The organism is Polaribacter marinaquae (genome assembly GCF_038019025.1).
Classification (GTDB): Bacteria; Bacteroidota; Bacteroidia; order Flavobacteriales; family Flavobacteriaceae; genus Polaribacter; species Polaribacter marinaquae.
Genome location: NZ_CP150496.1, coordinates 1,601,354 through 1,624,401, shown reverse-complemented (window position 1 = coordinate 1,624,401; position 23,048 = coordinate 1,601,354). Strand labels below are relative to the sequence as shown.

The window sequence follows — 23,048 nt, the reverse complement described above, 5'->3', positions numbered from 1 at the left end:
TATATTAAATAAACCAATTCCAAACCAAACCAAAACGAACAGTAAAGTCTCTATACGGATAATTAGGTGCAGAAAAATAGTTTTTATCGGTAAAACTAGACGTTGCATTGTCAACTTTTAAATACAAACGAGTTCTTCTTACTTGAGCATTAAAAAATACATCAAAAGTAGGAAAACCTATTTGTTCATCATTCTGCAGTCTAAATTCTGCTAAAAGCGGATTGTAAGCATTTGCATTATACTTTGTAAAGTATTTAAAAGTAATACCAATATTTACCAACATTGGTTTACCCTTAAACCAATAATCTGTGTAATAAAAAGTGTTTCTAGTAACAAATTCTGGCACTCTAAAAACAGAACTTCCGCTTGTAACATTTTGATACATTAATGTATTGTCTAAAGCGAATTTACCAAGCTTAAACTCTCTGTTAGCCTTTACTTTAAGATAGGTAATTTGATTTGCAAATTGTTGTGGTTTGCTATCTTCATCAAAATAAGTGTAATTGTCTATGTTGGTAAAGTTTAAAGAGGCATTACCCCATTTAGAAGCAAAATCAAAACCTAAATCTCTTGTGTTTACATTACTAAAGTCGTTTTGCCAATTGTAAGCATCATATTCACTTTGATGCAATAATGTGTTAAAATTTGGCGATTTAGAGCTTAATAATAAGGTTCCTTTCACACGAAAAATACTATCTTGTTCAAAAACAGCTTCCCCTTTTAAATAATTACCAGAAAGTCTACCGTTACCCGGTGTTACAGAAGCATCTGCATTTAGTTTAAAGTTTTTAATTTTAGCATTCCAATCTGCACCAAAAGAAATAGCGTTACCTTCTATTTTTAATTTATTGATGTTACTATTACTGTTTAAAATGGTGTCATAACCATAAGAATAATTAGTTAGTTCTGCTTTCGCTTTAAACTTACCCAAAACATATTTAGAGTTAAATTCTAAATTTAATTGGTTGTTTGTGAGTTTGCTAATTGCTTTTTTGTCATCAGGATTAGAAGAGCTTGCACTACCAAAAAAATCTTCTGTTAATGTATTTTGTATAAACTCGTAACTTTTATTTTCATTGGTAAAAACATGGCCGATTTTTAAATTGCTAAAATCTTTATTGTTTACAGAGTCTTTGCTAGAAATGAGCTTATAACTGTGTTCTACATACACTCGATTGCCATCAAACTCGCTTTCAGAATTGGTTAAATTAACGTCTAAACGAGCTCTTGTTTGAAAATTTTCATCATCAGTAATAAAATTTTCTAAAGAAGCCGTTGTTAAACCACCGTTTTCTTGATGATAAAAATCTTGTGTTGTTAAATGCCCTCTAATTTCGTATTGATTTTGCTTTGTTGTGTAATGAAAAGCACCTCTAAAATTACCATTACTAACCAATGCTTGCCTGTAAGCACCTAAAGATCTAAGGCCTTTGTAAGACAAAGAAACATTTAATCTCTTAGAGAAGTTTAGTGTAAAAAGCGCGTCTAAAACTTGCCCTTGTTGCAAACCAGTTCTATAAAGTATTTCTGTAGTTGGTGTTGGTACTTCGTAATATTTAATATCGTCTATATCTAAATAGCTTATTTGTTTTGCGGTAAAACCAAGGTCTGGAAACCTGTAAATGTTATCAAAAGAATAACCTAAATTATTTAAAGTTTGTCCTTGATTATGAAATTCTATAAACTCAAATAAATCTTTTCTAAGGTAATTAAACTTATATTCTTTCTGTAACGTTAATGTAGTATCAATATAAGTGGTGTCTTTCTTATGAGAAAAAATCTTATAATCTGTATACTTTGTTTTGCCCGATAAAGTTACATTAATTGGGCTTGTATTTGTAGAATCTCTTAATATAACTGCGTTTCCGTTTAAACCACCTTGTCCAAAACCTTGTGAAAATAGATTTTGAGTTAGTAAAAAACAGATTAAAAAAGAGAAAATTATGTTACTTTTCATATAGAATTTCTTCGTGAACAAATGTAAAATAATTAAACGAAAATTTAAATGTTTAATTATCTCTATAAACGTTAATTACCAAATAACTTTTTTAACAATAAAAATCTAGTAAACCATTCTTTTAAAAAGCTAAAATAAAATTGCTTTTCTTTGCATTATGTTAGAACTTAATTATAGTGGTTTTGCCCTAGAAGCAGGTACAGACGAAGCTGGTAGAGGTTGTTTATCTGGTCCAGTAGTTGCTGCGGCAGTTATTTTACCAGATAATTTTTCGCATCCTTTTTTAAATGACTCAAAGCAATTATCAGAAAAAAAAAGAGAAGAAGTAAGACCGTTTATAGAGCAACATGCAATTGCTTTTGGCGTTTCTTTTGTTTGGCAAGAAGAAGTCGATAAAATTAACGTGCTTCAAGCATCTATAACAGGTATGCACAGAGCAATCGAAAAACTAAATATTACACCAGAGTTTATTATTGTAGACGGCAACAAGTTTAAAAACTATAAAGAAATTCCGCATAAAACAATTGTAAAAGGAGATTCTAAATACCTAAGTATTGCAGCAGCATCTGTTTTAGCAAAAACCTATAGAGACGATTATATGGCAAAAATTCATAAAGAATTTCCTATGTATAATTGGCAAAAAAACAAGGGCTATCCTACCAAAGAGCACAGAAATGCAATTAGAGAATTTGGCGCTACAAATTACCACAGAAAAACGTTCAAACTTCTGCCAGAACAAATAAAATTAGATCTTTAATTTTTTTAGAAGCTATTTCCTGCTTTCGTTACTCGCTTTTTTTGAGAAAAACAAAAAAGAGCTCAAACACGCCACTCAATCAGGGCTAAGAATTTTTGCCAACTAATTTTTTGCAGAAACGTAATTTATATCTTAATCATAGGCAAAGTTTTTCTATTTTTACGCTCCAAAATTTAAGTGATGATTAAAAAAACAAGAGCAGAAATTACAAAATGCATTCTTCATAAAGTAGCAAATAAATTTAATAGCGGTCAAAATGTTTTCTCAGAAGACTTAATTCGTTTCGATCAAGAAAGTTACGATTTAATGAAGAATTTCTTAATGAAACCATTTGGTAATTTAACCCAAAGTTATCGTTTTGTAAATCATGAAGATGCACGTTTAGATCCTTTAAATAACTTTACATCAGAAATTTTTAAAGAAGAAGCTGCTTTTGTAGATTACTCTAAAAGTATTGTAAATCATTTATTCGAACAATCTAATTCGGCACAAATAAAAACAGGAGACGTTATTGTAGTTTTTATAGAAGGTATAGAATATAAAGATGTTTTAACAGAAGCTGTAGGTGTTTTTAAGATAGAAAATAAAGTAGACTTTTTTCAAACCTATTTAGACGATAACGAGAGTTTTGATGTAGTTGTACAAAAAGGAATTTCTACAAAAAGAATAGACAAAGGTTGTTTAGTTTTAAACACTGCAGACGCCGAAGGAACCGTGGTTTTTTCTGTAGACAATCATAATTACGATGCTCAATATTGGATCAATAATTTCTTAAATGTAAAACTTGCAGACGATTACAATTCGCACACGCAAAGTTATTTAGAAATGTGTAAAGAGTTTTCAGAAGAAGTAATAAAACCAGAATTAGGTATGCAGCAGCAAGGTAATTTTCTTGCAAATACTGTAGATTATTTCAAAGAAAATGAATCTGTAGATTATGCTACTTTTAAAGACGAAGTTTTTACAGATGAAAAACACAAAGAGCAGTTTGATGATTACAAAAAACACTTCGAAAATTTAAACGATGTATTAATAAGAAATAATTTTGATGTTTCTGGGGTTGTTTTAAAGAAAGAAAAAAGCAAACTTAAAACAGAAATAAAATTAGATACTAACATCAATATTAAATTAGATGTAGATGCGCCAGAAGCAGCATCAGAATATATAGAAAGAGGTTACGACGAAGAGAAAAAAATGAAATATTACAAAGTGTACTTTAACGAAGAAAAGTAAAATTTGTAAAATGTTTGTATTTGTTAAATTTCTAGATAAATAAGAGAACCAATGAATGATAAGAAAAACATACTTGCGTCTAATTTATCTACTGAATTTAAAAAATTGGTTTTACAATTAAATAAAAGTAATACAAATAAAGATTTTCAGTTAAAAATACACGAGCCAAAACTATTTTGGTCTATAAATTGGAAAACTGATAGGTATTTAGAAGAGTGTTTTTGTGTTCGTTTGTTTGCAGACAATACAAAACACTCTTTAATTGCAGAGCACCAAGTTAAAGATGTATTTGATCATATTAACGATCCGTATTTTAACTTTAAAGAAAAAACTTTAGAAGAATTTACGCTAATTATTAAAGAAATAATTCAAAAAACAGAACAAGCTATTGTCGAGTCTTTAAACAAAGACTTAGATAAAGAGATGTAATTAATTTTAAAAGAATTAATCTGCGGTTACAAACTCATTCACCTCAAAAAGATTTTTAAAATGTTTTAAAATTTTAGATTTTACTTCTTCTAAATCTAGTTTTTCACCTAATTCTGCTTCCATCGAAGCAACTGCTTTTCCTCTAATTCCACACGGAATAATATTGTCGAAATAACCTAAATTGGTGTTAACGTTTAAAGCAAAACCATGCATGGTAACCCAACGAGAAGAACGAATTCCCATTGCGCAAATTTTACGTGCAAACGGTGTTCCAACGTCTAACCAAACTCCGGTTTCGCCATCACTTCTTTCACCTTTTAAACCATATTCTGCAATTGTTAAAATTATACTTTCTTCTAAAAGACGTAGATATTTATGAATATCAGTAAAAAAATTCTCTAAATCTAAAATAGGATAACCTACAATTTGCCCTGGTCCATGATACGTAATATCGCCACCACGATTTATTTTATAAAATGTAGCTCCTTTTTCTTCTAATTGTTTCTCGTTTAATAATAAATTACTCAAATCTCCACTTTTACCTAAAGTGTAAACGTGCGGATGTTCTACAAAAAGTAGGTGGTTATCCGTAGTTTGGTTCAGGTTTTTTCTTCGATTAGCAATTTTAACATCTACAATATCTTGTAAAAGTTTAGTTTGATAATCCCAAGTATCTTTGTAATCTTTGACTTTTAAGTCTTTAAGTAGTATGTTTCTGTTCATATTATCGACTACAAAGATAAATATTTCCTTATATTTGGAAACCCCTAATCTTCAAAATATTATTATGGTGATAAAACTAAATAAATTATTAATAACTGCTTTTCTAGTATCTTTATCGTTTGGTGTACAAGGTCAAGAAATTTGGCAAAAAATAGATCAAAATACCAGTACTTTACAAAAGAAAGAGTTAAGAAGTTTTAAAAATTTTCCAGATAAATTTTCTCTGTATAATTTAGATGTAAACCAGATAAAAACGAATTTAAATTCTAAAGCTAAAACGGCTTTTGCTACCATAAAATTACCCAATTCAGAAGGAGATCTAGAGCTTTTTAAATTAAAAGAATCTTCAAATTTTGAAAAAGGATTAGCCGAAAAGTTTCCTTCGATAAAATCGTACACAGCAATCGGTATTACAAATCCAACCTCTTTTGCTAAAGTAAGTGTTGGTTTAGATGGATTTCATGCAGTAATATTTTCTACAAACGGTAAAACGATATACGTAGATCCATATTCAAAAGATAATAAAAAATATATTGTATATAAAACCTCAGATTTAAAAGAAGAAGATCATCATTTTAAATGTGATGTAGAAGAAGTTGCAAGCAAACAAGTTTCACCAGAAATTGCTGCAAAATCTTTAAACGATGGAAATTTAAGAACTTTTAGATTGGCTTTGGTTTGTAGCGGAGAATATGCGCAGTTTCACTTAAATAATCAAGGTATTTCTACTGCTGCATCAGATTCAGAAAAAAAGGCGGCAGTTTTATCTGCTATGAATACTTCTATGACAAGGGTTAACGGGTTATTCGAAAAAGATTTAGCCGTTAAAATGGTTATTGTTGAAAATAATGATGAAGTAATTTTCTTAGATGCAGATACAGATAACATTACAGATGGAGATCCTGATGAAATGATTGATGAAGTACAAACCATTGCAGATGCTAGAATAGGAACAGCCAATTACGATATTGGGCATATTTTTAGTATTGGCGGAGATGGTTTAGCTGGTTTAGGGGTTGTTTGTGTTACTGGTCAAAAAGCAAAAGGAGTTACAGGAAGAAGTTCGCCTATTGGAGATCCTTATGATATTGATTTTGTAGCACACGAAATGGGGCATCAATTTGGTGCAACTCATACACAAAATAACGATTGCCAAAGAACAAATACCACTGCTGTAGAACCAGGAAGTGCTTCTACAATTATGGGGTATGCTGGTATTTGTGCGCCAAATGTACAAGATCAAAGTGATGATTATTTTCATGCAGTTAGTATAAAACAAATGCAAAATGTAATTGCTTCTACTGCAAGTTGTGCCACTTTAACAAGTAATAACAACAGTGCACCAGTTGCTAGTGCAGGTTTAGATTATAGTATTCCTAAATCTACACCTTTTGTATTAAGAGGTAATGCTACAGATGCAGACGGCGTTTCTTCTTTAACTTATAATTGGGAACAAACAGATAACGAGGTTGGTGCAATGCCACCAAATAGCACCAACAATGTAGGTCCTATGTTTAGGTCTTTACCTTCTAAGGTTTCTTCGGATAGATACATGCCTGCTTTAGCAACAGTTATTTCTGGTAGCGTTTCTTCTACTTGGGAAGTTTTACCAAGCGTAGCAAGAGAAATGAATTTTTCTTTATTGGTTAGAGATAACAACAATACAGGTGGCGGAACTTCTAGAGATGATATGATTGTAACTGTTGAAGATGCAGAGGCTTTTACTGTTACCTCTCAAAATACTACAACTGTTTGGGATGCTGGTAGTTCTCAAACAATAACATGGAATAAGGGGACAACAGATGTTGCGCCAATAAATTGTGCTAACGTTAATATAAGACTGTCAATAGATGGCGGATTAACGTTTCCAATAATTTTAGCAGCAAATACAGCAAACGATGGTTCAGAAGTGATTTCTGTGCCCAATAATGTTACAACACAAGCTAGAATATTGGTAGAAGCTGCAGACAATATATTTTATAATGTAAACGCAGTAAATTTCGAAATAGAATCTACAACGCCTTCTTTTTTGATTACAAATACCAGCGGAGAATTGTCTGTTTGTAACACCGGAAATCAAACAGTAGATTATATTCTAAATTTAGATTTTATCAATGGATATTCAGAAAACGTAACATTTGCAGCAACCGATAATCCTTCTGGTTCTGTAGTTAGTTTTAATCCGACTTCTATAAATAGCGACGGTAATGTAACATTGTCTGTTTCTAATTTAGACGGAATTACAGCAGGAGATTATGAAATTAATATAGCAGCAAATAGCACAAGTGTTAATCAAACAATAAACTTAAGTTTAAATATTACTGATGCTAATTTGGCTGTAACTACTTTGTTAACACCAACTAATCAGGCGACGGAAGTTTCGTTAATAGAAATATTAACTTGGCAAGAAGATGTGAATGCAAGTTCTTATAATGTAGAAGTTTCGTCTAATTCTAATTTTACAGATATAGTTTCTTCAGGAACTTCAAGCACTAATAACTATCAAGTTAATAATTTAAATCCTAATACAGAATATTATTGGAGAGTTAAAGGTGTAAACAATTGTAACGAAGGGGCGTTTTCTACTCCTTTTAGGTTTACTACAGAAACGCCAGAATATTGTGCTGCTACTTATACAGATGAAGCAGGTGGTTCAGAACATATTACAAACGTAACTTTTAATTCTATAAATAACACTTCTGGCAACGATACTGTAGATGGTTACCAAGACTTTACTGCTATAAATACCAACGTTTTTAGAAATGAAACTTATACAATTACAGTAACTTTTGATACGGCAGGTTTTCAAGATCACTGTTATGTTTTTATCGATTGGAATAGAGATTTTATTTTTGATAAAGAAACAGAAAGATATGATTTAGGTACAAAACTAGAAGATATTTCTACGGCTACGTTTAGTATAAATGTTCCTTCGGATGCTAAGTTTGGTAAAACAACAATGAGAGTTTTGATAGAATATGATGATCCTGATGACGGTTTTGGAGACGGACCATGTGATGCAGATCAAAAAACCGAGTGGGGAGAAGTAGAAGATTACTCGATAACAGTAACAGAGCCGGAAATAGACACAAGTAATATTTCTGTACAGACGACGTCAGAAACTTGTGTAAGTGAAAATGACGGAATAATTAAAGTTGATGTAAAACAAACATCTTTTACTTATAATGTAACTGTAACGGGTAGTTCAACACTTTTAAATTCTCAAATAAGCGGTTCTTCAACAATGTTTGAAAATTTAAATCTAGGAATTTACACTGTTTGTATAGAAACAGAAGAACTAGAATACACACAATGTTTTGAAGTAGAAATTGTAGCAGCGCAACAAATTTCTTTAAAAGCAACTGCAGAAAACGGATTAAGAAAATATACTTTTAACGTTGCAAAGGGTACTGCGCCTTACAATGTGTTTTTAAATGAAAAACTTGTTAGAGTTTCTAACGATACTAATTTTGAAGTTGAATTTAAAGAAGGTGGTAAACTAGAAATAAAAACGGCTAAAGAATGTGAGGGCGTTTTTAAGACAACGATAGAAGATGTTTTATTGTTGAAAAACCCAGTTGTAGATGCTGTAGAGTTATTACTTCCAATAGGAACCGAAAAAAGTATAATAGATGTTTTAATTTTTGATGTTCAAGGTAAGAAGGTATATCAGAATACAGAAAAGGTGCAAGATAATTCTGTGACTATTCCGTTTAAAAATTATGCAAAAGGAATCTATATTTTAAAATTATCAATAGATGCGAAACCAATTAAATTATTAAAAGAATGAGAAAATCAATAATTATTTTTTGCGCATTTTGCATTAGCTTTTTTTTGGTAAGGTGTTCTAAAAAACAACCCGCTAATCAAGCGCCAAGTATTGTTCAATTAACATTTCCTTCTAAAGATTTGTTATGCACAGACAATACAATTGCATTTAATTGGAGTGCTGCTATCGATCCTGATAATGACGATTTAGAATATAATCTTATAATTGCCAAAGACAGGCAATTAGTAGAAGTAATAGAAAATAGAACTATTTCTTCTACAGGTGCAACCATAACTTTAGAAAAGGCAACAGCTTTTTATTGGCAAGTAAGTGCTATTGATGTTACCAATAATCTATCTAGTAAATCAGAAGTTTTTGCTTTTTTTACCAAAGGTGATGGTGTAACAAATTATGCTCCTTTTATGGCAGATTTAAAAACACCAACAGATAATGCAACAGTAAATGCTGGTAATTTAAGTTTAACTTGGGATGCTTCGGATATCAACACAGACGATACTTTAACTTACGAAGTGTTTTTTGGTGAAGATGATGTAATTAATTCCGTGACTAAATCTCTCTCTGAAAAAATGTATGATGTTTCTGTAGCTTCTGGTAAAACATATTCATGGAAAGTGAATGTTACAGATAATTCAGGTGCAACTTCTATTGGTCAGATTGCTACTTTTTCTGTAAATTAAAAAAAGATAATAAAAAAAGCCTCATCAATTTGATGAGGCTTTTTTTGTTTAAAATATATTATCCTAAGAAAGGATATTTGTAATCTGTTGGTGTTACAAATGTTTCTTTTATCAATCTAACAGAAGTCCAACGTAATAAGTTTTGAGCAGAACCAGCTTTGTCATTTGTTCCAGAAGCTCTTGCTCCTCCAAACGGTTGTTGTCCTACAACAGCACCTGTTGGCTTGTCGTTAATATAGAAGTTACCTGCAGCATTTTCTAAAGCTTTCGATGCTTTTTCTACAATATATCTATCCGTAGATAAAATTGCACCTGTTAAAGCATATTCTGTAGATTCATCAACTAGTTTTAAAGAAGCTTCCCATTCTGCATCTTCGTATAAATAAATTGTCATAACAGGACCAAAAAGCTCTGTTGTCATAGTTGCAAATGTTGGTGATTTAGCTAAAATAACAGTTGGTTCTATAAAGTATCCAACAGATTTATCGTAGTTACCTCCAATAATTACTTCTGCATCTTTATCTTCTTTTGCGATATCGATATACTTAGCAATTTTGTCGAAAGAACCTTCGTGTATTACAGCGTTTACAAAGTTAGTTGGATCTTCTGGAGTACCCATTTTTAATTCAGAAATTTGTGCTTCTAAATGTTTTTTAACATCTCCCCAAATAGAAGTAGGAATGTAAGCACGTGATGCTGCAGAACATTTTTGACCTTGATACTCAAATGCTCCTCTTGTAATTGCTGTTGCAATTTGTAACGGATTTGCAGAATTATGTGCCCAGATAAAATCTTTACCACCAGTTTCTCCTACAATTCTTGGGTAGGTTTTGTATGTATGAATGTTTGTACCAATTTGTTTCCATAGTTCTTTAAAAACAAAAGTAGAACCTGTAAAATGTAATCCAGAAAAATCTGGAGACTCTAAAACGGTATCAGAAATCATAACAGGATCACCATAAACAACGTTAATTACACCGTCTGGTAAACCAGCTTCTTTAAATAAGTCTACAATTACTTGTGCAGAATATGCTTGGTGATCAGAAGGTTTCCAAACAACAACATTACCCATTAAGGCAGCAGATGCTGGTAAGTTTGCAGCGATAGAAGTAAAATTAAAAGGAGAAATTGCATACACAAAACCTTCTAATGGTCTATATTCTACTCTGTTCCAGATTCCTGGTGCAGATGCAGGCTGATCTTTAAAAATATCAGTCATATATTCTACATTAAACCTAAAGAAATCTATCATTTCACAAGCAGCATCAATTTCTGCTTGATGTACGTTTTTAGATTGTGCAATCATTGTTGCAGCATTCATTTTTGCTCTGTAAGGTCCTGCTAATAATTCTGCAGCCTTTAAGAAAATAGAAGCTCTTTCCATCCAAGAAACAGAAGACCAAGCCTCTCTTGCAGCTAAAGCTGTAGAAATAGCAGATTCTACGTGAGATTTGTCTGCTGTATGATATTGACCTACTACATGTTTATGATCATGCGGAGGTGTAATGTTTTTTGTGTTACCAGTTCTAACTTCTTCTCCATTAATATGCATTGGCACATCAATATTGTCGTTAAACATGGTTTTGTAAGTTGCTAATAATTCTTCTCTTTCAGGAGAACCCGGAGCATAGCTTTTTACTGGTTCGTTTACTGCTTTTGGAACATTAAAAAATCCTCTTGCCATATTGTATGATTTTAAGTTTTAATCTACTAATTTTGAGTTTCAAAGTTACAATTTTTGTTTCAATAAATTAAGCCGATTTTTAATCTCTTTTATTGAGAATAATTTAATTTTAGAGCGTCAATGTAAAAATTTTAATAATTAAATTTAAATTATAATATGTGCACAGTTACGTACCTTCCTTTAGGTAATAAGAATTTTATTTTAACATCTAATAGAGACGAAACACCTTTAAGAAAAACATTACCACCTAAAGATTATGTAGAAGATGGTGTGGTTTTAACATATCCTAAGGATGAAGTTGCTGGCGGAACATGGATTGGTTTAAGTGGTAAAAAACGATTGGTTTGTTTGTTAAATGGCGGTTTTACGATTCATAAAAGAAAAGATTCTTACAAGATGAGTAGAGGTGTAATCGTTAAAAAAATATTAACAGACGCTAATGCTGTTTCTTTTATTAATCAATTTGATTTTGAAGGAATTGAGCCATTTACATTGATTCTTGTAGATTGGGAAAATTGTTTAAAAACTTTTGAATTGGTTTGGGACGGAGAACAAAAACATTTTACAGAATTACCTCAAGAGCCAAAAATTTGGTCTTCTTCTACATTATATACTGATGAAATGAAAACGCAAAGACGTATTTGGTTTTCTGAGTGGTTGGATATTAATACGGTATTTGAGCAAGATAATATTCTTCAATTTCATCAGAATGAAAGTAAAGGGACTGCAGATATATCTTTAAAAATGAAACGTGATATTGTAGAAACAGTAAGTGTAACTTCAGTAAAAAAAGAAAGTTCTTCTGTAAATATGTTGTATTTAGATTTTGTAAATTAATAAATAGCAAAAGAGATTAAAGTAACTAAAACTACTCCTAAAACTGCCATAATCATGTAGACAAAATTCAACATTAGAAATTTAAATAGTGTTTTTATATAACCTTGGTTGTAAAACTTTTTCATCGCTAAAAACAAGTAGGTTAAGAATATCAATATAAAAATAGAAGCGTTTTCTACTTTCATAAAAAAACTTAAAATATATACGATTGTTAGCAGCATAAAAAAAACAGTTTGTGTATGAAACACAAATATTAGATGGTCTACATATGTAAATTTTCTTCTAACATATAAAAGTTTTAAAAAGAGCGTAAATAATGGTAGAAATATAAATAAAGAAATAGAGATGTAAGACAGAGATTCGTTAACAAACTTATCATAACTATCATTGTCGTCCATTACTTTATTCATCACTTTTACTCTTTGATATAGAAATCTATTGTTAAAGTTTTTACTATATTTTAAAGAATCTAGTGCATCATCTACATCTGTTTTTGGATGTTCTTTTTGAAATTCTAAAAATTTTTCTATTCTAGTTCCTTTTCCAAAACTAAAATTTCTTTTTTTCGCTTTTTTCTTTTTTATACTGTCATTTTCTTCCTTTTCTATGTCATCAAGAATTTCTTTTTTTTGTTTTTTAGAAATCGGAATAATAGACTTATCCAATTCCTTTTGCACAATTTTAGTAATGGAGTCTCTTTCTATTTCTGTATTGTTAATCTTTTCGTTAATACTTAATTCTTTTTGAACATCAGCCTTAACTAAAGCCTGATATTTTTTGTAATTAATTTTTAAACCTAAAATTAAGAATGAAATTATAGAAACGGTAATGTAAAATCTAAAAGGATTGGAATATCTACTTCTTTTGCCTTCTTTGTAGTCTTTAGAAACTTTACCTGGGTTGGTAAGTAGCGGAATTAAAGTTTTCCAAAACTTTGCATCAAAATTAAAAACACCATTAAACATTTCGTAAACAAAAGTTACAAAAGTTATTTTATCTCCTTTATTTTCTTGTCCACATTCTGGGCAAAATTTTTCGTGACCGCTAAATGGATGTCCGCAATTTAAACAAGCAGGATCTTGAATTTTAGCAACTTTATTCTTTTTTTTAGCTAGTTTAATAAGGCGGTAGTTGTTAGTTGAAAAGTTGGGATATATACTTTAAATTGCTCGTAAGTTTCTAAGTTAATCATTGTGTAAAAACCTTTCATTGCGCCGATATTAGATGTTAAAAAACAACCAGATTTATATGTGTAATGATCGTTTGGTTCTAAAATTGGTGTTTGTCCAACAACACCTTCTCCGCTAACTATTTCAGTTTGATTTTGTGAATCAAAAATTTTCCAGAATCGATCTGTTAGTTTTACCTTGTTTTCACTTTGATTTGTAATCGATATAGTATAAGAAAAAACATGATGAAGCCTGTTGTTTCTATAACTAGAACCATTGTAGTTAGTTTTTACAGAAATTTTTATGCCTTTTGTTACTAATTCTATCATACATAGTAAAAGTAGTTTTTTTGATTTGTTTTTACAAATCAATTTACAAATTAGTTATTTTGATTAAAATAGCCTTTGCCAACACCAATAACTCTATCATACAAACTACCAATTGGTTTATAATACACCAAAACAGTGTACTCGTTTTCTGTTTCAAAAAAACTACCGTTAATTTCGTTGGTGTTTAGAACGTTGTCTTTTCCTACGGATGCAAAAGTATAATTGTAAAAACCTTGTTTTAGTAGAATATTTGCTCTGTATGTATTTGTTTTTGGGTCAAAATACATTCTGTTTTCATCAGAAATAGTAAAATTATTAAAAGCGCCATAAATATAAAGTTCCTTTTCTTTAAACATTTCTTCTACTTCTAATGTAAAATGCATTAAAGCATAATCTGCTTCTGTGTTACTGTTGTTTACTTCTAAATTTCTGACTAGAAATTGTCCGTTAATATCAGGGTTGTAGCTATATTGTCTGTATTTGTTATAAGTGAAAGGATAAATATAATGATGATAAATATCGTCTCTTAAAACTTTTACAATATTTAAACTTGTATTTCTTATTAATTTACTATCAAAGTTTAAATATTCATTTCCGCCCCAAAAATTTGTTTTATTTGTGTAAGTATATAATAACTGATTCGGTTTATAAAAAGTAGGTGATAAATTGCTAATTGTTTCTTGCCAATTGTTATTTTTTAAAATGGTAACATTAATTTCTTGGTTAGGATTATTTATTCTCAACCCGTTATAATTTACTGAAAATTGAACAGTTTGTTGTGTATTTAACGTCTTCGTATTTCTGCTTCTAACAACAGAAACTGGCACAATTGCTTTGTCTTCATACAATACAAATCTTCTAGAAAATACAACTTCATCATAAGTATTTAAAATTGATATTAAGTAATTGCCGCTTTTAGTAATTGCTGTATTTGCGTTAGGTATTTGTACTTTATAATGTGTGTAATTTTGCAGTGTATTAAAAGAATTTGTAACATCTATAATTGTATTTTGATCAAAACCATTTATAAATTGGCTAGAAAGTAATCGGCTTTTTTTCCAATCGTGCGTTTTTCTTTCTATTTTATATTGGTACTCTTTGCTGTCTGCATCTAAATCATCAAAAGAAAGTTCTAAAGTTGTGCCTAGAGGAACAATAGCAACAAAATTGTTTTCTTGTAGCGGCCTTAATTGAATTGTTTTAATGTTTTGCGCATTTGTAAGTGAGCAAAAGATTAAAAAAATAAAAGTAAATTTCTTAAGGATGAATTTTATCATATTTTTTAAAATACTAAATTTATTACACTGGTATTAAAAGCAAAGACTGTACCTTTTTTATTGAAATTGTAAAATTAATAAGAATAATTATTCAAATATCAATTTTAATTAGGATGTTTTTATTTTTATCAAAAAAACAACAAGGTTTTCTAAATAATAAATTATTTAGAATAAATATAAATAAGAATATTTAACCAAGATTAAGCCTCATTTATGTGAATCTTCATCGTCAAAATCTTTATTTTTGCTTGATTTTTTTAGATAACTAAACATTCCAATTTACTATGTCAAAAGACATTCGTATTAAAAAAGGCTTAGATATTAAGCTTGTTGGCGTTGCAGAAAAAAATACTACTAAGGTTTCACAAAGTAGTGTTTATGCAGTTAAGCCAGAAGATTTTCACGGAATAATACCAAAACTTACAGCCAAAGAAGGTGCAGAGGTAAAAGCAGGAGAATCACTTTTCCATTCAAAAAGTGACGAACGTATTTTATTTCCTAGTCCGGTTTCTGGTAAAGTAGTAGAGGTAATACGTGGGGCAAGAAGAAAAGTTTTAGCAGTTAAAATTGCTGCAGATGCTACACAAGTATATAAAGAATTTGGTGCTAAAGATGCAAGCAATATGTCTGCAGATGAGGTGAAAGATTACTTATTTGCTTCTGGTTGTTGGCCATTTGTAAAACAACGTCCTTATGACATTGTTGCAAATCCAAACCAAGCACCAAAAGCAATATTTGTTTCTGCATATGCAAGTGCACCTTTAGCAGCAGACTTAGATTACACTCTTGCTGGTAAAGAAGCAGAATTACAAGCAGCTATAACAGCTGTTTCTAAATTAACAGCTGGTAAAGTACACGTATCTGTTGGTTCAAATTCAGTTTCTCCTTTATCAAAATTAACAGGAGTAGAATTGCATAAAGTTTCTGGGCCGCATCCATCTGGTAATGTTGGTACTCAAATTGCAAAAATAGATCCTATTAATAAAGGTGAAGTTGTTTGGGTTATTACACCACAAGATTTAGTGATTATTGGTGAGTTATTCTTAACAGGAAAGTTAAATTTAACTAGAACAGTTGCTTTAACAGGTTCTAAATTTAGCAAACCTCAATATGTAACAGCAATTGCTGGTGCATCGATAGAAGATTTAGTTGCTAATAATGTAGAAAACGATAATACTAGAGTTATTTCTGGAAACGTACTTACGGGTAAAGAAGTAAAGTTAGATGAGTTTTTAGGTTATTACGATAATCAAATAACTGCAATTCCAGAAGGAGATGATTATGAATTTTTTGGTTGGAATAAACCAGTTTTTAATAAAGTATCTACTTCTAGAGCATTAACTTTTTCTTGGTTAAACCCTAAGAAAAAATACGATCTTAACACCAATACTAATGGTGAGCATAGAGCCTTTGTTGTTACAGGTTCTTACGAGCAAGTTTTTCCTTTAGATATTTATCCGATGCAATTATTAAAAGCATTTATGTATAAAGATTTAGATGAAATGGAAGCTTTAGGTGGTTACGAAGTAGCGCCAGAAGATTTTGCACTAACAGAATTTATTTGTGTATCTAAACAACCACATCAGAAGATTATTCGTGAAGGTTTAGATTTAATGAGAGAAGAATTAGGATAAAGTTATGAGCTTAAAACAAAACTTACATAATTTAAAAGAGAAATATAAAGGAACAAAAATGGCTCCTGCGTTTAACGCAATCCATACCTTTTTATATTTGCCGAATGAAGTGACTCACGGAGGAACTCATATTAAAGCAGCAGATGATTTAAAGCGTACAATGAATATTGTAATTATGGCTTTAATACCATGTTTGCTTTTCGGAATGTTTAATGCAGGTTACCAGCATTATGCAGCTATAGAAAGAGCTCAAGGTATTACATCAGAATTTACAGTGTTAGGTTCTTTTTTAACTTGGGATAATCTATGGATAGGTATTATTAAAGTATTGCCTTTAGTAATCGTTTCTTACGGAGTTGGTCTTATTGTAGAATTTATTTTTGCTGTAATTAAAGGTCATGAAGTAGAAGAAGGGTATTTAGTAACAGGTATGTTAGTGCCATTAATTGTACCAATCGACACACCTTTATGGATGTTAGCAGTTGCAGTTGTATTTGGAGTTGTAATTGGTAAAGAAGTATTTGGTGGTACAGGTATGAATATTTTAAACCCAGCTTTAACTATTAGAGCATTTTTATTCTTTGCATATCCAACATGGATGTCTGGAGATAAAGTTTGGGTTCATGATGCAGTAAATAGAGTAGGTACTGCAGATGCAATTTCTGGAGAAACTATTTTAGGTAGTTACGCACAAAATCAAGAAGTAATTTATTCTACTTGGGACAAGTTTGCAGGATTTATTCCTGGTTCTGTAGGAGAAACATCTACATTATTAATTCTTTTAGGAGCAGCCTTTTTAATTTTTACCAAAATAGGAAGCTGGAGAATTATAGTTTCTACATTTATAGGAGCAGCAGTTATGGGATTAATTTTTAATCAAATTGTAGCAGCAGAAATTATTACAGATTCTAGTAAATTCTACGGATTAATGAACACTGTTTGGTGGGAACACTTAATGATTGGTGGTTTAGCATTTGGTGCTGTATTTATGGCAACAGATCCTGTAACAGCATCGCAAACAAATAAAGGTAAATGGATTTATGGTTTCTTAATTGGTTTTATTTCAATTATGATTCGTGTATTTAACCCAGCTTACCCAGAAGGAGTATTTTTAGCAATCTTATTAATGAATGTATTTGCTCCAACAATAGACCATTATGTGGTTCAAGGAAACGTAAAAAGAAGATTAAAACGTACTAAAGTTAAAACTGCCTAATTATGAGTAAGAGAACAGATAGTAATGGTTATACAATGGTTTTTGCCGTAGTAATGGTATTAATTGTTGGTTCTTTGTTAGCCTTTTTAGCATCGTCTTTAAAGCCTACAATCAAAGAAAATGAGAGAATAGAAAAGCAACAAAATATTTTGTATGCTATGGGTGTTAATGAAAACGACGAATCTAGTGCAAACTTTGTATCTACATCAATCGCAGGAGAAGAGTTTTCTAAATACATAAAAAAGCAAATCGTTATCGAAGGAGACAAAGTTTCTGAAAGTGATGATGCGTATTTAATTGATGTTAAAAAGCAGCAAGCAAACGCTAAAGCAGGTAAAGTAAGAAAATTACCTTTATTTGTTGGAGAAAAAGATGGTAAAACATATTACGTAGCTCCTATTAGAGGAAAAGGTTTATGGGATGCTATTTGGGGATATGTTTCTATGGATGAAAACATGATTGTTCAAGGTGCTTATTTTGATCATAAAGGAGAAACACCTGGTTTAGGAGCAAACATCAAACAACGTTATTTTATGGACGACTTTATTGGCGAACATTTAATGACAGAATCTGGTGCTTTTAAAGGGATTACTGTTGCTAAAGGAAACAACGATCCAAAAAACGAAGACAAAACAGATTATGAAGTAGACGCAATTGCTGGTGCAACAATTACTGGTGATGGTATTTCTGCTATGATAAAGAAAGATTTAGCACTTTACGTGCCTTACTTCAAAAACTTAAAAAAATAATTTATGGGACTTTTATCAAAAAAAGACGCAGTATTACTTACAGACCCATTAGCAGATAATAACCCAATTACTATACAAGTATTAGGTATTTGTTCTGCATTAGCAATTACAGCAGAGTTAAAAGCATCTATTGTAATGGCAATTTCTGTAATGTTTGTATTAGGTTTAGGAAACGTAGTGATCTCTTTAATGAGAAACATTATACCATCAAAAATTAGAATTATTGTACAACTAATTGTAGTTGCTACTCTTGTAATTATAGTAGATTTAGTTTTAAAAGCTTTTGCTTACGAACTAAGTAAAACACTATCTGTTTTTGTGGGATTGATTATTACAAACTGTATCATAATGGGACGTTTTGAGGCTTTTGCTTTAGGTAACGGGCCATGGAGATCTTTCTTAGACGGTATAGGTAATGCAGTTGGTTATGGTGTAATATTAGTAATTGTTGGTTTCTTTAGAGAATTATTAGGTTCTGGTACTTTATTAGGATTTAAAGTTTTAGGAGATCCAATAGAGAAAACAGGATTGTATGCAATTGGTTATGAAAATAATGGTTTTATGCTATTATCACCAATGGCATTAATTGTTGTAGGTATTATTATCTGGATACAGCGTTCTAAAAATAAATCATTAATAGAAGAAAACTAGACGCTAAGCGTTTAAATAATATAGAATATGGAACATATAGAATTATTTTTCAAATCGATATTTATAGACAACATGGTATTTGCTACATTCTTAGGGATGTGTTCTTACCTTGCTGTATCTAAAAAAGTAGCCACAGCTGTTGGTTTAGGTGCTGCAGTAATTTTTGTACTTGCAGTAACTGTACCTTTAAACTGGTTATTAGATCAATATATTTTAAAAGAAGGAGCATTGGTATGGTTAGGTCCAGAATATGCAGCTTACGACTTAAGTTTCTTATCTTTTATCATGTTTATTGCAACAATTGCAACAATGGTACAATTGGTAGAAATTATTGTTGAAAAATTTTCACCATCATTATACAACTCATTAGGTATTTTCTTACCATTAATTGCGGTAAACTGTGCAATCTTAGGAGGAAGTTTATTTATGCAATCAAGAGAGATTCCTACGTTAGGTTTAGCATTAACTTATGGTGTAGGTTCAGGAATTGGTTGGTTTTTAGCAATTTTAGCTATTGCTGCAATTCGTGAAAAAATTAGATACTCTAGTGTTCCACCTGCTTTAAGAGGATTAGGAATTACATTTATAATTACTGGTTTAATGGCAATTGGATTTATGAGTTTCGGTGGAATGTTAACTGGAGGTGATGAGAAGAAAGAAGGAGAACCAGTAGAAGAAGCTAAAGTGCAAAAAGAAGAGAAAATTAAAGAGGCTAAAGAAATTGTAGCTGAAAATACAAATATAAACCAATAGTAGCATGATATTAGCAGCAGGTACAACAGGAACCATTATTGCAACAGTAGCAGCTTTTTTACTATTAACTTTAGTATTAGTAGCATTACTACTATTTGTAAAACAAAAATTATCACCATCTGGTCCTGTAAAGATTATGATTAATGGTGAAAGAGAAATTGAAGTAGCATCTGGAGATTCTTTATTATCGACTTTAGGTAGTAATAAAATCTTTTTACCATCTGCTTGTGGTGGTGGTGGTACGTGTATTCAATGTGAATGTCATGTAAACTCTGGTGGTGGAGAAGCTTTACCAACAGAATTACCTCATTTTTCTAGAAAAGAATTAAAAGAAGGAGCACGTTTAGCTTGTCAAGTTAAAGTGAAACAAGACATGAATATTTCAATTCCAGAAGAAATTTTCGGAATTAAGAAATGGGATGCTGTAGTTGTAAGAAATTACAACGTAGCTTCTTTTATCAAGGAATTTGTTGTTGAAATTCCAGAAGATATGGGTTACAAGGCCGGAGGTTATATTCAAATTGAAATTCCACCTTGTGAGATTAAATATGCAGATATGGATATTACAGCTCACCCAGAAGAACATGAAACACCAGATAAGTTCGAAGCAGAGTGGAACAAGTTCAAATTACGTCCGTTAGTAATGAAAAATACTGAAACTGTTGAAAGAGCTTATTCTATGGCTTCTTACCCAGCAGAAGGTAGAGAAATTATGTTAAATGTTCGTATTGCAACACCTCCTTTTGATAGAGCTAAAGGCGGATGGATGGATGTAAATCCAGGAGTAGCATCATCTTATATTTTTAACTTAAAGAAAGGTGATAAATGTGTGATCTCTGGACCTTACGGAGAATTCTTCATTAACGAATCTGATGCAGAAATGTTATATGTTGGTGGTGGTGCAGGTATGGCACCAATGCGTTCTCACTTATATCATTTATTCAGAACTTTAAAAACAGGTAGAAAAGTTACATATTGGTACGGTGGTCGTTCTAAAGCAGAATTATTCTATATCGAACATTTTAGAGCTTTAGAAAAAGATTTTCCAAACTTTAAATTTTATATAGCTTTATCAGATCCTTTAGAGGCAGATAACTGGAAAGTTAAAAAAGACATTCATGATGAATCTGGAGACGGTTTTGTTGGTTTCATTCACAATTGTGTTATCGATAATTACTTAAATCACCACGATGCACCAGAAGATTTAGAATTATATTTCTGTGGACCTCCATTGATGAACAAAGCGGTTCAGAAAATGGGTGAAGATTTTGGTCTTGCAGACGAGAATATTCGTTTTGATGATTTTGGAGGATAAACCTCAATTACTTTATAAAAAAACCGATACTAATTGTATCGGTTTTTTTATTGCTTTAATTTTGTAGAAACTTTATCTATTTATGATTGTGTTGTATTTTTCTTTACCATTTTTCATTATCATCTATTTTCTTGTTTTATACTTTAATCAGGAGAAATTTATATTCAAGAATGGAGAAAAATTAGATAGAAATTACAATTTTAATTTTGAAAATACTTTTGAAGAAGTTTTTATCAAAACTTCTGAAGACAATGAAATCAATGCAATTCATTTTAAATTAGAAAAACCTAAAGGAGTAATTTTATTCTGCCACGGAAATAAAGGTAATTTATCTACTTGGGGTAAAAGAGTGCAATTTTTTCTAGATAACAATTACGAAGTTTTAGTATTCGACTATAGAAATTATGGTAAAAGCACCGGTGATTTTAATGAAAACGGAATGTATAAAGATGCTCTTTGTGTTTATAATCATTTAAAAAATCTGTTTAAAGAAAATAATATTATTGTGTATGGTTTTTCTTTAGGAGGAACTTTTGCAACACATATCGCAAGCCATAACCAACCAAAAATTTTAATTTTAGAAGCTCCGTTTTTTAATTTAGCCAAAGCAATACATAACTATTCTAAATTTATTCCGCTTTTTTTAGTTAAATATAAATTTAGAACAGATAATGATATTATTAAGGTAAAATCACCAATTATAATATTTCATGGTAATAGAGACGTTACTACTTCTTATAAAGATTCAATAGCACTAATTAATCTACATATTTCTAAACAAAATAGTTGTTTTATTATTGATGGTGGGACGCACCATAATATTAAAGAGTCTGATATTTATAAACACAAAATGAAAGAAATTTTATCGTATTAATTTTATAATTGTTTTAAATCGTATTTTTGATTTCTGATATTATTTTATGAAGAAATTAGAAAAAATATTAAAAAAAAAGAAATACGTAAAGGTTAAACTAAAAACCTTAGCTACTAATCATTTAGAATTAAAAGCTAAAATAAATGGTGTTAAAGGCCGATTTATATTAGATACTGGTGCATCTAATTCTTGTGTTGGTTTAAATGCCATCTCTAATTTTAAGTTAATTGCAGAAGAAAGTGAAACAAAAGCAGCGGGTGCAGGAGCTATTGATATGGATACTCAGATGTCTGAAAATAATAATTTAAAAATTGGTAGTTGGAAAACAAATCAATTACACCTTGTTTTATTTGACTTGTCGCATGTTAATACTGCTCTTAAACAGCATAATGCAGATGAAGTTGATGGAATTATAGGTGCAGATATTTTACAGAAAGGTAAAGCCTTTATAGACTACAACAAAAATGTTTTATATTTAAAAAAGACAAAAAAATAATAATTTAATAAAGTAAATATGAGTTTGCAAAAAGAAGTAATGAATAAAATGAAAGAAGCAATGAAAGCAAAAGATACTGTTGCTTTACAGGCTTTAAGAGCAGTTAAATCGGCGTTTTTATTAGCAAAAACAGAATCTGTTGTTCAAGTAGAATTATCAGAAGAGCAAGAAATAAAAATTATTCAGAAGCAAGTTAAACAACGTAAAGATAGTGCTGCTATTTTTATTAAGCAGGGTAGAGAAGACCTAGCGGCACCAGAACTTGCAGAATTGGCTGTATTAGAACAGTTTTTACCTGAAGCTTTATCAGAAGAAGAAATTGAAGGAGTAGTTATTGCTACTATAGATGATTTAAACGCCTCTGGGATGCAAGATATGGGTAAAGTTATGGCGGTTATGCAAGAAGAATTAGCAGGACAAGCAGATGGTAAAATTATTTCGACCTTAGTAAGAAAGCATTTGATGAAGTAATTTTTTAAAGAATAAAAAAAGCCCAAA

21 protein-coding genes are annotated in these 23,048 nt (G+C 30.6%); 15 read left to right on the top strand and 6 right to left on the bottom strand.

Translation table 11 applies throughout. The features are described 5' to 3' along the window. Positions 1-4 precede the first annotated feature (4 nt). Positions 5-1,957 carry a putative porin gene (locus WG950_RS07400; RefSeq protein WP_340931353.1) on the bottom strand — a complete coding sequence of 651 codons (1,953 nt, stop codon included), beginning with the start codon at positions 1,955-1,957 and terminating at the stop codon, positions 5-7. Positions 1,958-2,114: 157 nt separating this feature from the next. On the opposite strand from WG950_RS07400, the gene WG950_RS07395 reads away from it, so the two are divergent. From WG950_RS07395 to WG950_RS07385, 3 genes are all read left to right on the top strand, one after another. Beyond that, positions 2,115-2,714 (top strand): ribonuclease HII, encoded by a 600-nt coding sequence (locus WG950_RS07395; RefSeq protein ID WP_077811019.1) that lies wholly within the window; start codon positions 2,115-2,117, stop codon positions 2,712-2,714. 180 nt (positions 2,715-2,894) lie between these two features. After that, positions 2,895-3,947 carry a nucleoid-associated protein gene (locus WG950_RS07390; RefSeq protein ID WP_340931349.1) on the top strand — a complete coding sequence of 351 codons (1,053 nt, stop codon included), beginning with the start codon at positions 2,895-2,897 and terminating at the stop codon, positions 3,945-3,947. A gap of 51 nt (positions 3,948-3,998) precedes the next feature. After that, a complete protein-coding gene (locus WG950_RS07385; RefSeq protein WP_340931347.1) occupies positions 3,999-4,376 on the top strand; it encodes a hypothetical protein in 378 nt (125 codons plus the stop codon). Between the two features lie 15 nt (positions 4,377-4,391). Here WG950_RS07385 and lipB read toward each other — a convergent pair whose 3' ends face one another. After that, complete coding sequence (lipB, locus tag WG950_RS07380) at positions 4,392-5,099, bottom strand: lipoyl(octanoyl) transferase LipB (RefSeq protein ID WP_340931346.1); 708 nt, start codon at positions 5,097-5,099, stop codon at positions 4,392-4,394. A gap of 64 nt (positions 5,100-5,163) precedes the next feature. Between lipB and WG950_RS07375 the strand changes: the two genes are divergently transcribed. Continuing rightward, entirely contained in the window at positions 5,164-8,889 is a 3,726-nt protein-coding gene (locus WG950_RS07375) for a reprolysin-like metallopeptidase (protein ID WP_340931345.1), read from the top strand. Continuing rightward, positions 8,886-9,566, top strand: coding sequence for a hypothetical protein (locus WG950_RS07370; RefSeq protein WP_340931343.1), 681 nt, complete (start codon positions 8,886-8,888; stop codon positions 9,564-9,566). The genes WG950_RS07375 and WG950_RS07370 overlap by 4 nt, the downstream gene beginning before the upstream one ends. A gap of 58 nt (positions 9,567-9,624) precedes the next feature. Here the strand turns inward: WG950_RS07370 and pruA are convergent, their stop codons facing one another. Continuing rightward, a complete protein-coding gene (pruA, locus tag WG950_RS07365) occupies positions 9,625-11,250 on the bottom strand; it encodes an L-glutamate gamma-semialdehyde dehydrogenase (protein ID WP_079738071.1) in 1,626 nt (541 codons plus the stop codon). A gap of 156 nt (positions 11,251-11,406) precedes the next feature. Here pruA and WG950_RS07360 point away from each other — a divergent pair, with 156 nt between their 5' ends. After that, entirely contained in the window at positions 11,407-12,087 is a 681-nt protein-coding gene (locus WG950_RS07360; protein ID WP_340931340.1) for an NRDE family protein, read from the top strand. Here the strand turns inward: WG950_RS07360 and WG950_RS07355 are convergent. From WG950_RS07355 to WG950_RS07345, 3 genes are all read right to left on the bottom strand, one after another. Beyond that, the gene (locus WG950_RS07355) at positions 12,084-13,052 is read right to left on the bottom strand and encodes a DUF3667 domain-containing protein (protein WP_340931338.1); all 969 of its coding nucleotides are present in this window, start codon (positions 13,050-13,052) and stop codon (positions 12,084-12,086) included. The two genes, WG950_RS07360 and WG950_RS07355, sit on opposite strands and share 4 nt — an antisense overlap. Positions 13,053-13,198: 146 nt before the next feature. Beyond that, a complete protein-coding gene (gene apaG, locus WG950_RS07350; RefSeq protein WP_079738074.1) occupies positions 13,199-13,585 on the bottom strand; it encodes a Co2+/Mg2+ efflux protein ApaG in 387 nt (128 codons plus the stop codon). 50 nt (positions 13,586-13,635) lie between these two features. Further along, a complete protein-coding gene (locus WG950_RS07345) occupies positions 13,636-14,862 on the bottom strand; it encodes a DUF5103 domain-containing protein (RefSeq protein ID WP_340931336.1) in 1,227 nt (408 codons plus the stop codon). A gap of 284 nt (positions 14,863-15,146) precedes the next feature. Between WG950_RS07345 and WG950_RS07340 the strand changes: the two genes are divergently transcribed. From WG950_RS07340 to WG950_RS07300, 9 genes are all read left to right on the top strand, one after another. Next, positions 15,147-16,496, top strand: coding sequence for a Na(+)-translocating NADH-quinone reductase subunit A (locus WG950_RS07340; protein ID WP_340931334.1), 1,350 nt, complete (start codon positions 15,147-15,149; stop codon positions 16,494-16,496). Positions 16,497-16,500: 4 nt separating this feature from the next. After that, a complete protein-coding gene (locus tag WG950_RS07335) occupies positions 16,501-17,712 on the top strand; it encodes an NADH:ubiquinone reductase (Na(+)-transporting) subunit B (protein ID WP_077811030.1) in 1,212 nt (403 codons plus the stop codon). A gap of 2 nt (positions 17,713-17,714) precedes the next feature. Then, positions 17,715-18,461, top strand: coding sequence for a Na(+)-translocating NADH-quinone reductase subunit C (locus WG950_RS07330; RefSeq protein ID WP_077811031.1), 747 nt, complete (start codon positions 17,715-17,717; stop codon positions 18,459-18,461). 3 nt (positions 18,462-18,464) lie between these two features. After that, positions 18,465-19,112, top strand: a complete 648-nt coding sequence (locus WG950_RS07325) for an NADH:ubiquinone reductase (Na(+)-transporting) subunit D (RefSeq protein WP_077811032.1) — start codon at positions 18,465-18,467, stop codon at positions 19,110-19,112. Between the two features lie 27 nt (positions 19,113-19,139). Beyond that, positions 19,140-19,865: an NADH:ubiquinone reductase (Na(+)-transporting) subunit E gene (gene nqrE, locus WG950_RS07320; RefSeq protein WP_077811033.1), complete on the top strand. Its 726-nt coding sequence runs from the start codon at positions 19,140-19,142 to the stop codon at positions 19,863-19,865. Between the two features lie 4 nt (positions 19,866-19,869). Then, entirely contained in the window at positions 19,870-21,180 is a 1,311-nt protein-coding gene (nqrF, locus tag WG950_RS07315; protein WP_079738076.1) for an NADH:ubiquinone reductase (Na(+)-transporting) subunit F, read from the top strand. Between the two features lie 82 nt (positions 21,181-21,262). Further along, on the top strand, positions 21,263-22,054 hold the full coding sequence (locus WG950_RS07310; RefSeq protein ID WP_340931325.1) for an alpha/beta hydrolase: 792 nt from the start codon (positions 21,263-21,265) through the stop codon (positions 22,052-22,054). 46 nt (positions 22,055-22,100) lie between these two features. Then, positions 22,101-22,550, top strand: a complete 450-nt coding sequence (locus WG950_RS07305; protein ID WP_340931323.1) for a retropepsin-like aspartic protease — start codon at positions 22,101-22,103, stop codon at positions 22,548-22,550. A gap of 18 nt (positions 22,551-22,568) precedes the next feature. Continuing rightward, positions 22,569-23,021, top strand: coding sequence for a GatB/YqeY domain-containing protein (locus WG950_RS07300; protein WP_340931321.1), 453 nt, complete (start codon positions 22,569-22,571; stop codon positions 23,019-23,021). Positions 23,022-23,048: the final 27 nt, after the last annotated feature.